The following is a 9,104-nucleotide window of genomic DNA, read 5'->3' as shown; positions in this document are numbered from 1 at the left end:
CCACTATCTACTTCACGAGCTTGAAACCGCCGAACTTATCCGCCTTCGAGGCTGAATCAGCCCCCGCCGAGCCAGAGCGCTGCCCAAACAGGTCAGGTCGCTCCTTCACCCAACCCCGAATCTCAGCTGAGGCCATCCGCTCCACCTTCACCGCCGGGTGCTCGATAGGCTCCCCCGACTCCTTTGCTGCCAAAGGCCCCTCAGCAGCGATAATCTCGCGGGCCTCACGCACACGACCAATCAACTGGGCCACAATGGCGACCGCACGAGCGTCGAACTCCGACAGTTCCCTGCCGTCCGCTAAGCCCTTCTCTAAATCCTCAAGGGTCATTTCCTTACCTCACTCTCTGTTAGGCCGTCAGACACGCACACAGGCCCGAAAAATCCGGCGTTACGTGGGGAGAGAGACGGGCTGACTCAAGGGCAGACGGGGCGGAGTCAGGCGACCAACCCGCCTAAGATTATCGGTGGCGGGTTTCATTAAGTTGGTCATGCCCAGACGAAGCCCTGACCTGTGGTTTTCCCACTTGCAGGCTTGGCGGGACGCGGTTTGTCCCATGCGCCGCCGCTGCGGTTACAGGTGCGGTGTAGCAGCCGCGTGGCTTTCGTGTGTTGTTTGTCCTGCGCGTACTTCAGCGCGCTGCCTGGGCCGTGGTCGGCTTCGAGGGCTGCGCCGTCGAAGTTTTTGGCAGCGGTTTTGAACATTGGCCTGCCGCATTCTGGGCATGGTGTGCCGTCTTTGAGTTGTGCCATGAGTTTGCGACGTTGTTGCTGGTGTTGGTGTCCGTAGCCGCGTTCATGGGTGCTTTTCTTCGCTGCTGGTTTGTTGTCGTACCAATTCGCGGCGGCAAACAGTGAGCCTTTGGACCGCTCTGCTTTGCAGCGTTTCATCACCACATCTTTGCCTGGGTCGACGACGTGGATGGTCGCGCCCAGGTTGCGGTAGTTGTCGAGTTGCTTAGGCGTGGGCTTGGTGTGAATAAGCCATACCGTGCAGTCCTGTTTCATGGCGCTATCGATGGCGGCTTGGCGTGCTGCCTTGGCGACGGTGAGGATGTGCGCCGCGTGCTCGTGGTTTCCTTGGTCTTCGCCTGCGAGTGTGTTGGCGATGTGGTCGAGGTCGATGCGGACATCACCAGGCTTCGCATGCTCAGTAACATAGGTGGTCTTACCAGCAGCAGGCGGTCCGGTGACGATGATGAGAGCCACAGCAACCTCCCTCCCATTCTTTGTGTCTTACTCCGGTCGTGGGCCGGTGGCCTCGCCCCGTTGGGGTGCGTGTGGTGGGGCAGGCGGTAAGACTTGGTGCCCCTGGCGATTGAACCCGAAAATTACTGGTTGGAAACACAGAAATGCGCCAGGGGTGTAAAACGACGAGAACCCCAGCTGTTGCCGGGGTTCTTTCGTTAGCGCTAGCGTATCACTTTTGGGGTGTGGGAAGTCAAGTGTTGTCACCGTATTTGTTGACTAAGTGACGTTTGATTCTTTGGCTTCGTAGTAGTTGTTTGGCGTTGGTGGTTGGGTTGCATCTCCTATCAATGATTCGGGTTTGGTTGGTGAGTTCGTCGTGTAGGTCTGCGGCCCAGGTGAGTTCGCTGGCGGCTTGTGCGTGGAAGGCCAGGAGTTGGCAGAGTCGTGGGGCTGCTGCATCGTTGTCGTGAATGCGTACACCGATGTCGTGGAAGGCGTTGAACGCAACCTCACGCAACCGTTGTTCTTGGTCGATGTAGGTGGCGACGTACAACCAGTTACCCGGGGACTGTGGGCCAGGCGCTGGTCTCATCACCCGTACTTCTGGTGGTTTAGGGCGGGCGTGCTTCAGCTCATGCAGCTGCTCATAGAGTCGGCCTAGGCGTCGTGCTGTGTCGCGGAATTGTTGCTCGTCAACACTCATTCTTGTTCCTCCTGTTTGAAGCCGAGGGCTTGCAGCGCCTCCGCTACTTCTTTGCCGTTCCAGGTGGGTCTGGGTAGTGGGTGGTGAGCCATTCGGTCGGCGTACCTGATTGCCATGTCCCATTGTGGGAAGCGGCGGCCTTGGGGTTCCTCCCACCAGCTGGCGTGATCGGGTGCCGCTATCCACCGCCATGCCCTATCCTCGTTGTCTTTGTAGACCTTCCAGCGACTCATGCTTTCCCCACCAGGTGGTCTACATCGAGTAGGAAGAGCGCTAGTGGTTTCCATTCGTGTGGTGCGAGGTTAAAGGTGTCGCCGCATGATTTGAGGTGAATATACTCTCGTTTGTTGGTGGCGGTGAGGTCACAGAATTGGCCGCTGGGGTCTTCGATGGTGATGCCTGGGGCTAGTCGAGATTTACGGTCTGCGTATTCCATGGCCTCGGCCCAGGTGGGGCATGGTTTAACGCGCACCAAACCGTGTTCGACTGCGTACCATTTGCCGCCCCCTTTAGTAACTTTCCAGCGTTTCATGCTTCCTCCCATTTCCAGCTGAGCCCGGTGTTTTTGTCTTGGTGGTAGCCCGCGTGCTCCTTTTTGCGGAGGCACAGGTGAGTGTCGTGCTCCGGGTGCGCGCCGGTGGTGATGAACTCACAGCACCTGGTGGCTCGCGTGTTCGCTTCAAGGCGTTGGTTTTCCTCCTCGAACCGCTCCCGTGCGGTGGCCTTACGTAGCTTGGCCTGGAACACGTAGGCCGGGACTACCTGATTCATGCCTCTTCCCAACTTCCTACCCAGCGTTTCCGAACGCGACCCCCTTCGTCATTGAACTGCTCCATCCCCATCCACGCTTCGGCTGCTATCTCGTTTGTGGTGGCGTCGTCGATGGGGCGCCAATCGTCAAGCCACGGGTTCCAGATTTCTGGTACATACTCCCATTCCCCTTCTGGTGGTGTGCCGTCTGGTGCCCAGGCGCGGGGCAGGTCGGGGCGCGGGGTGACTTCACTCGTGCTTGCCCATTCGCGCACGGGTCGCCCGTCAACAAAGCAAATGATCTCCACATTTACGCCGCGAAATTGCACGCCGTCAGTGATTGAAATGAGCACTTGGCCCCAAAATGTATGGTTGCCCCACAAACCTATGCATTCGGCGCGTTCTTCGGGTGTGAGGTCTGCGAGAGTAGTCATGCTTGTCCTTTGATGCGGTCGTAGATGGGTGTAGCTTCGGGGAGTTGGTGGCTGTCGCCGTCGAGTTGAACACTGTCCGCGTAGACAGCGAGGTGCACGCGGTGGAGGTTGGGGCGGAGTGTTTCGACTCTTGGGGCTTCGTCACTGTGTAGGAGTGGGATGCCGTCGAGGGTGACGCCGCGTGGACTGATGTTGATTCTGTGCAGTCTCATGCTTGTTCCTTATCTGGTCTGATTGATTTCACAACGCCGTTGACCACCTTGACGGTCGCATCTACCAGCCCCTTTTTTGATTCGTCATAGTCATAGACCCGGATGGTTACGGTTCCCTGTCTAGGTATGTATTCGCTTTCGATCTTGTCCCCGAGTCGCCACACCCGCAGGGTGCAGTCCAGCTCTTTCGTCTGCCACTCGCGCCCTACACGGTCGATGAAGCTGTCATACATTCCCATTGGACTGCGCCCCCTCCTTGTGCTTGGCTGCTGCGAGTATCGTTCGGCCAATGGCGACTGCCTCCGCTTCGTTGAGCACCAAGCGGAAAGACTTTTCTTGGCAGTCATGGCCGAAGACCACGATGTGCTCCCCCATGCGGCGGATATCGCCTATGGGCCCGGGTAGGTACCAGACTGCGCCGTGTGTGCCCATGCCCCTAGACGGCTTAGGCAAATCCTCTGCCAGTAGTCCGGCTTGTGCGAGTGCTTCTACCGCGTCGTGCGGGTGGATGCGGTGCTCGCCGGGGCGTCGGGCGTCTTCGAGCACGCGGAGGGCACGGTCATAGTTAGTCATCTTGCGTGTCCTTTAGGTCGCAGGCGGCGAGAATCGAGTAGGCAGTCTCACGGGCCTTGGTGGTGTTCGAGAAGCGAAGCTCACCAGGGTCAGGGTCTAGCTCCGCAGGCTCACGGTCATCCCCTGCTTCGTCGTGGATGACGTGAATAATGCCGTCCTCCACAGACACGTAGCCGTCTTCCATGTGCCATTCGTGTTCCCCGGTGTCCGGGTAGATGCATGGCTCTGGCAGGTCTGGTGTGAGCAAATTGAACTTGTCTAGCAGTCTGGCTGTCTGCTCTGGGGTGTATCCGCGTTTGACTGCGTGCTCAATCGCTTTTGCGGCCCGGTCTTGGCTAGTCATCGTGGTCTCCTAGGGGCTGGTCGGGCTTCATTCGGAGGTACTTCACGTGAATACGCATGGAGTCCATCTCGTGCCGTAGCCGTAGGACTTCTTGCGCGAGGTCTGGGGCCAGGGCGATTAGCTCAGTGTTAGCTACATCCTCCGGCTGCGGTGCCGCGCCTTTACCCTTGGTGAGTTCAGCATGTACCGCGAACTTTCGCTCTAGGTTGCATAGCATTCGTGGGTTATCCGGGTGGCGCTCCCACGGGCCGGGTGTGGCCTCAGCGAGTAGGTGCTGAATGTACTTAGTTCTCAAGTCAGTCATTGGTGTCTCCTAGGACGATTTCTTTGAGGTAGCTAGCGATGGTTGCGGGGTCTTGCCACTCGTTATTTGCCGCTTTGGTTTCCATAGCCAGAATTAGGCCTTTAACCTGCTCGCGCATCCGTAGGGCTTCGCGGGCTATCTCGGTGTCTAGGGCGACCAGTTGGCTAAGCTCCATCTCTGCCTTCAACCCATATATTTCTTCATGCTTACTGGGGTAGTCGTGGTGGATACTGCTGGCGGCGGCTCCCTTGTACGTCCATTGCATCTCGGGGGGATTGCTCCGCTCCTCGGCCAGGAGCCGTTTCAGGTTGGTGGTACTCAAGTCAGTCATTGGTTTATCCCTCTACCTCGGCGTGTTCAGGGCAGTAGGTGTGTGCACCGTTGAAAAGTGCGCCGTCAATCTCCCACCCGCCATAAACCAGGGCTTTTTGCATGTCTCTTTCGGTGAGGTTTTCGAGAGTTGTGGGACAGCCACGCCAGTCGCAGGTGGCGTAGTATGCATCCATTTGATTTACACTCATTTGGTGTTCTCCGTTTCGTGTCGGTTGTCAGGCGTGGGGCGGTACACCCAGAACGGGTCGGGTGCGAACGGTATGTCGGGTGGGTAGTGCAGTGCGCGTTCTACGGTGCGTAGCCAGCGCCACCCGTGCTGCTGGGTGCGGATAGGGTGCCAGGCGAACCACCTCTGCCAAGGGCCGATCATTGGTGGTCTCCTAGGTATCGGGTGAGTTTGTCGCGGAGCACTGCCGCTTCTTCGCGGCTCATGGTGAGGACTTTCATCCGGTCGGGGTGCTCCTCAAATCGGATGGTCACCTCGTAATCACGCCATGCCCCGATGGTGTCCCCTACCTCTACGTAGCGCGGCTCAGTCATCCTGCACCTCTGTGAGGGTGTAGCGCTTACCCGTCGGGGTGAGGTCTTCGGCTCTTAAAGTCCCCACAATCCCGCCGTCGATGACGGAGATACGCCCCATCGTGGACTCCCAGAGCATGATTACCTTGTCCCCGCCCACAGTCGCCGCTTCTGCGAGGTAGTGCTTATCGTCGTCCCATTCCACCTCGGCCATTGTGGGTTGTGGCTTGGGTGGGAGGGCTTTGAGGATCATTTCCCGATAGTCCTTCACGTCGTGCCTTTCCGTGATGGAGGTTGCTAAGAGTGCAAGCTGCTCTGTGGCGTAGTGCGCAGCCAGGATTTGCTCACGGGTTGGGCTGGTCATTGGTTCTCCTTGATGTGGTTGAGTAGGCGTTGCCAGTCGGGGTCGTCGATTTCGCTGAGGACGCTGCGGGGTGTGGCCTGTCGGTAGTCGCATTCTTCGCGCACGTCGCGGGCGATGACACGGCGGGTGTTGTCACTCAGGTCATCCCAGTGTTTGATTACCCAGTCCACGGTTTCCTTGACGGTGTAGGTGGCGCGGCTCCTTGCGTAGCGCACCGCGCCGATGACTAGGAACTCGTCACGCGGGCCAAGCAGAATCGGGCCACGCTGCCGCCAGTTGTTGGGGTTCTCCGATGGCGGGGTGAAACGCTCGTCGTACAGAATCTGGTCGTCTTTGCGGATGTCACGCACCCGCTCCCAGTAGTCGTCTTCGGTCACTGCGCACCCCCTATGACCGTGGCAAGCATGATGACAGATAGGGTCAATATGCCGATCAGTATGAACGCGACATTGGTGAGGGCTAGGAGGATGATGTCAAAAGGTTCCTCCTCCAGCCACTTATGGAATTTTTCGCGAATAGTCATTTGTTTTCCTTCCAAAAAATTGTGATGTCTGCGCCGGGTGGTGTGGCGGTGTTGGCGTAGTGTTTGGTGGCTCTGAGTTTGGTGACGCGGCTGTCGTTGGTGATGACGCCGGCGGCTTCGAGAGCGTCAAGGACGGCGCGGGCTAGTTTGTCCACATCGGGTTTGACCGCTGGAACGTCATAGCGGGGTCGTTTCGGGCTAGGTAGGTAGAAGTCCATGAAGACACTCACGGGGGCGTCTACGGGCTCGCTGGGCCGGTATTTGGCGGCTTCTTGGGTGACGGCCCGCATCCACGCGGGGAGTTTCTTTGAGGACTCAATCATGCGGCCACCTCCGACGTGGCGTTTACTCCCCTTCGGGGCGGGTTCGCCAAGGACACGGAAAGTGAGGATGTTCAAAATGGGGCCTCCTTTCGCTTGTGAGGCTTTGAAGTTGTGGTTTGGGGTGATTGCCCGTCGATATGCTGCTTGTTGCTCTGTGGGGCTGCTGGCCCATGAATTGGGCCTGTTGCGGTGTTGTGGTCGCAGCGTTCGGCAATCCCGTTCGCGTACCTCATGCCGTTGTCGTCACACAGGTCGCAAGCATCAATCGCGGCGCGGCGGGCCTCCTTCTCGGCCTCAGCGGCCCGGGCCTCCTCCGCCACGGTGCCCTCACGCAGCTTTTGGCATTCACGGCACGGCTCATCCACCCACTCCCCATCCGGGATGTGGCGATGCTTCGGGCAACGAGTGCGTGCGGCGTAAGCCGCCGCCAACTCGTCGAGACTTTCAGGAGGGGGGTTCGATGCGTCCGACTCCGCACCTTCGTTGGCGGTGGTTTGGTTTCCCCTTCTCCCCCGAACCCCCTCAACCCCTTCCGGCGTTTCCACCCTCTGCGAACGTCTAGAAAAGGTTGTGGTTGTGGTTGTGGTTGTAGGGCTAGGGTCAACGCTAGGGTCAACCGAACCCTTCGGTTCACCCTTAACCCTAGGGTCAATGGAAGGGTCAACCTTAGGGTCAACGGCACCCTTAACGTAAGGGTCAACCGAGGGGTCAACGCTAGGGTCAATGGAGGGGTGAATGGAGGGGTAAACCGAGGGGTCACTGGAAGGGTCAATTGCGCGTTTCTTCAACAACGCCAACGCCTCATCCGACCCCCAACCCTTAAACTCTGGGTGCTCCTCATGAAGCCTCTGAAGCTCCCAAACAACAACACCCTTAATCGCCCTAGAGCCCACAGCAGCAAACTCACGCGCCATAGTCGTCGCCAGGTTCCGCTGCTTCATCAACCCGTCATGCCGCACGAAAGTACGCACCAGGAACTCGTCAGTGTCCTCATCAACCACGATGAAACGACCGTCAATAAGTTCACAGGCGGCACGCTCAACATCCTGCCGTGTCCAGGTCGAGCACATCCCAGACAAGCGGCCCGCATGCCACGTTCCCACGCCGGCGCGGTTCATGGTGGGGTGCGAGATGAGCACAAAGTACAACAGCTGAGCATTGTTACTCAGGTCGAGGAACGCGTCATCGTTCCAGATAGACAACTTAATCTGAGCAAAATCCCTCATCTTCTTTTCCTCCTTTCTCTATGCTTTGGAACAGTTGGATGAGTGCGTCGAGGAACATGGGCGTGGCGCAGTACACGTCTTGGGATTCCAACCATGCGCGCATGTCCTCACGCTGCTGATGGGTGGTCATGCGGTCTCGAATAGCGGCAATCCTTGGGTTACGGATGGTTTCATCTGCGTTTCGAAGGCGTGGACGAATTCTTTTTTGATCTCGAAGCCATACCCGCGCCGATTCAAATTTTCTGCAGCTACCAATGTGGAGCCTGATCCTGCGCATGGGTCAATGACCACATCACCAGGGTTAGTGAAAAGGCTTATGAGCTTTTCCATGAGCTTCACTGGCTTTTGTGTGGGATGCACTTTGGGAACATCGCGGTAGTCTTGAGGCCAATCCATGACGTTCATGACCATGGAGCCGTGATTATTGAACATGGGCAATTTATTGCGGTACAGGATTAATGCGTATTCCGCGTTTCCCACCACCCTCATGTTCGCTTTAAGCACCTGAGGGCTAGTGCGTTTCCTTAACACCAAATTGATGTAGTTCTTAAACCCGGCTTTCCGCGCTGCTTCAATAAGTGGCCACTGCTGCTCGAAGCTACAGAACACAATCATGCATGGGGCTTCGCCTTTTGCTTTGGGTTCTGGGCGTAGCATGCGGCTAGCGAAGTGCATAAATTCCGGCACGTTAAAGTCTTTGTCTGTGTCGAAGAATTGCTTGCCAGCGAGCTCGGATTCCCCGTTCTTGTTGTCTCCGCCGATGTACCAGGAGGGGTTAGATCCATAGGCGTTGGTGCCTAGGTTGTAGGGAATGTCTGCGATGATTAGCTGTGCTTTTGGGATGGAATAGCGCTTAAAATTCTGAAAATGATCATGCTGTAGATGCATCGGTGCTTCCAATTCCGTTGGTGCCGCGCTGGGTGGTGTCGAGGGCGTCAACGCGGTTGAGTCTGATTTCGGGGATGGGGAGGATGACCAACTGGGCGATGTAGTGGCCTTCGGGGATGGTTTGCATGTGGCGTCCGGTGTTGTGCAACGAGAGCATGATTTCCCCGGTGTATCCGCTATCGATGATGCCGGTGCCGTTGCTCAACACGAGGTGTTTCTTAACCCCCGTTGAGCTGCGCACGAACACCATGCCAACATGGCCCTTGGGGATTGCTACATGCACCCCTGTGTGGCAGAGGCGGTGCTGCCCTGCTGGAATAATCGCCGGATGATTCAACGCCAGGTCACTGCCAGCATCATTCGTATAAGCACGACGCGGCGGGTAAGCATGAGCATCGAGACTGTAATCAACGTTCAT

General features: G+C 57.5%; 22 protein-coding genes. All 22 read right to left on the bottom strand.

From position 1 onward, the window contains the following. Positions 1-7 precede the first annotated feature (7 nt). The gene (locus HMPREF3147_RS01020) at positions 8-331 is read right to left on the bottom strand and encodes a P27 family phage terminase small subunit (protein WP_070443498.1); all 324 of its coding nucleotides are present in this window, start codon (positions 329-331) and stop codon (positions 8-10) included. A gap of 158 nt (positions 332-489) precedes the next feature. Further along, positions 490-1,209: an AAA family ATPase gene (locus HMPREF3147_RS01015; RefSeq protein WP_070443496.1), complete on the bottom strand. Its 720-nt coding sequence runs from the start codon at positions 1,207-1,209 to the stop codon at positions 490-492. A gap of 232 nt (positions 1,210-1,441) precedes the next feature. After that, positions 1,442-1,894: a hypothetical protein gene (locus HMPREF3147_RS01010; protein WP_070443494.1), complete on the bottom strand. Its 453-nt coding sequence runs from the start codon at positions 1,892-1,894 to the stop codon at positions 1,442-1,444. Continuing rightward, positions 1,891-2,127, bottom strand: coding sequence for a hypothetical protein (locus tag HMPREF3147_RS01005; RefSeq protein WP_070443492.1), 237 nt, complete (start codon positions 2,125-2,127; stop codon positions 1,891-1,893). Before HMPREF3147_RS01005 ends, HMPREF3147_RS01010 begins: the two co-directional genes overlap by 4 nt. After that, positions 2,124-2,426, bottom strand: a complete 303-nt coding sequence (locus tag HMPREF3147_RS01000; protein WP_070443490.1) for a hypothetical protein — start codon at positions 2,424-2,426, stop codon at positions 2,124-2,126. The genes HMPREF3147_RS01005 and HMPREF3147_RS01000 overlap by 4 nt, the downstream gene beginning before the upstream one ends. Beyond that, the gene (locus HMPREF3147_RS00995) at positions 2,423-2,665 is read right to left on the bottom strand and encodes a hypothetical protein (RefSeq protein WP_070443488.1); all 243 of its coding nucleotides are present in this window, start codon (positions 2,663-2,665) and stop codon (positions 2,423-2,425) included. The genes HMPREF3147_RS01000 and HMPREF3147_RS00995 overlap by 4 nt, the downstream gene beginning before the upstream one ends. Continuing rightward, the gene (locus tag HMPREF3147_RS00990; RefSeq protein ID WP_070443487.1) at positions 2,662-3,078 is read right to left on the bottom strand and encodes a hypothetical protein; all 417 of its coding nucleotides are present in this window, start codon (positions 3,076-3,078) and stop codon (positions 2,662-2,664) included. The genes HMPREF3147_RS00995 and HMPREF3147_RS00990 overlap by 4 nt, the downstream gene beginning before the upstream one ends. Beyond that, a complete protein-coding gene (locus tag HMPREF3147_RS00985) occupies positions 3,075-3,290 on the bottom strand; it encodes a hypothetical protein (RefSeq protein ID WP_070443485.1) in 216 nt (71 codons plus the stop codon). The genes HMPREF3147_RS00990 and HMPREF3147_RS00985 overlap by 4 nt, the downstream gene beginning before the upstream one ends. Continuing rightward, the gene (locus HMPREF3147_RS00980) at positions 3,287-3,529 is read right to left on the bottom strand and encodes a hypothetical protein (RefSeq protein WP_141740693.1); all 243 of its coding nucleotides are present in this window, start codon (positions 3,527-3,529) and stop codon (positions 3,287-3,289) included. The genes HMPREF3147_RS00985 and HMPREF3147_RS00980 overlap by 4 nt, the downstream gene beginning before the upstream one ends. Then, the gene (locus HMPREF3147_RS00975; protein WP_246815677.1) at positions 3,516-3,863 is read right to left on the bottom strand and encodes a hypothetical protein; all 348 of its coding nucleotides are present in this window, start codon (positions 3,861-3,863) and stop codon (positions 3,516-3,518) included. Before HMPREF3147_RS00975 ends, HMPREF3147_RS00980 begins: the two co-directional genes overlap by 14 nt. Next, complete coding sequence (locus HMPREF3147_RS00970; protein ID WP_070443481.1) at positions 3,856-4,206, bottom strand: hypothetical protein; 351 nt, start codon at positions 4,204-4,206, stop codon at positions 3,856-3,858. Before HMPREF3147_RS00970 ends, HMPREF3147_RS00975 begins: the two co-directional genes overlap by 8 nt. Continuing rightward, positions 4,199-4,510 (bottom strand): hypothetical protein, encoded by a 312-nt coding sequence (locus tag HMPREF3147_RS00965; protein ID WP_070443479.1) that lies wholly within the window; start codon positions 4,508-4,510, stop codon positions 4,199-4,201. The genes HMPREF3147_RS00970 and HMPREF3147_RS00965 overlap by 8 nt, the downstream gene beginning before the upstream one ends. Then, positions 4,503-4,841: a hypothetical protein gene (locus tag HMPREF3147_RS00960; RefSeq protein WP_070443477.1), complete on the bottom strand. Its 339-nt coding sequence runs from the start codon at positions 4,839-4,841 to the stop codon at positions 4,503-4,505. The genes HMPREF3147_RS00965 and HMPREF3147_RS00960 overlap by 8 nt, the downstream gene beginning before the upstream one ends. Positions 4,842-5,209: 368 nt before the next feature. Next, positions 5,210-5,383 (bottom strand): hypothetical protein, encoded by a 174-nt coding sequence (locus HMPREF3147_RS12805; protein WP_168160894.1) that lies wholly within the window; start codon positions 5,381-5,383, stop codon positions 5,210-5,212. Continuing rightward, positions 5,376-5,726, bottom strand: a complete 351-nt coding sequence (locus HMPREF3147_RS00950) for a hypothetical protein (RefSeq protein ID WP_070443473.1) — start codon at positions 5,724-5,726, stop codon at positions 5,376-5,378. Before HMPREF3147_RS00950 ends, HMPREF3147_RS12805 begins: the two co-directional genes overlap by 8 nt. Next, the gene (locus tag HMPREF3147_RS00945) at positions 5,723-6,103 is read right to left on the bottom strand and encodes a hypothetical protein (RefSeq protein WP_070443471.1); all 381 of its coding nucleotides are present in this window, start codon (positions 6,101-6,103) and stop codon (positions 5,723-5,725) included. Before HMPREF3147_RS00945 ends, HMPREF3147_RS00950 begins: the two co-directional genes overlap by 4 nt. Continuing rightward, positions 6,100-6,249: a hypothetical protein gene (locus tag HMPREF3147_RS12800; RefSeq protein ID WP_168160893.1), complete on the bottom strand. Its 150-nt coding sequence runs from the start codon at positions 6,247-6,249 to the stop codon at positions 6,100-6,102. Before HMPREF3147_RS12800 ends, HMPREF3147_RS00945 begins: the two co-directional genes overlap by 4 nt. Continuing rightward, entirely contained in the window at positions 6,246-6,647 is a 402-nt protein-coding gene (locus tag HMPREF3147_RS00940) for a RusA family crossover junction endodeoxyribonuclease (RefSeq protein WP_168160892.1), read from the bottom strand. Before HMPREF3147_RS00940 ends, HMPREF3147_RS12800 begins: the two co-directional genes overlap by 4 nt. Further along, positions 6,644-7,798, bottom strand: coding sequence for a hypothetical protein (locus tag HMPREF3147_RS12795; RefSeq protein WP_070443469.1), 1,155 nt, complete (start codon positions 7,796-7,798; stop codon positions 6,644-6,646). The genes HMPREF3147_RS00940 and HMPREF3147_RS12795 overlap by 4 nt, the downstream gene beginning before the upstream one ends. Continuing rightward, positions 7,776-7,928, bottom strand: a complete 153-nt coding sequence (locus HMPREF3147_RS12790; protein WP_168160891.1) for a hypothetical protein — start codon at positions 7,926-7,928, stop codon at positions 7,776-7,778. The genes HMPREF3147_RS12795 and HMPREF3147_RS12790 overlap by 23 nt, the downstream gene beginning before the upstream one ends. Then, positions 7,925-8,686, bottom strand: a complete 762-nt coding sequence (locus HMPREF3147_RS00930; protein ID WP_070443466.1) for a DNA-methyltransferase — start codon at positions 8,684-8,686, stop codon at positions 7,925-7,927. The genes HMPREF3147_RS12790 and HMPREF3147_RS00930 overlap by 4 nt, the downstream gene beginning before the upstream one ends. Then, the gene (dut, locus tag HMPREF3147_RS00925) at positions 8,670-9,104 is read right to left on the bottom strand and encodes a dUTP diphosphatase (protein WP_070443464.1); all 435 of its coding nucleotides are present in this window, start codon (positions 9,102-9,104) and stop codon (positions 8,670-8,672) included. Before dut ends, HMPREF3147_RS00930 begins: the two co-directional genes overlap by 17 nt.

It is taken from the genome of Corynebacterium sp. HMSC05D03, from assembly GCF_001807205.1.
Taxonomy (GTDB): domain Bacteria; phylum Actinomycetota; class Actinomycetes; order Mycobacteriales; family Mycobacteriaceae; genus Corynebacterium; species Corynebacterium aurimucosum.
This window is presented reverse-complemented; position numbering and strand designations above follow the sequence as displayed.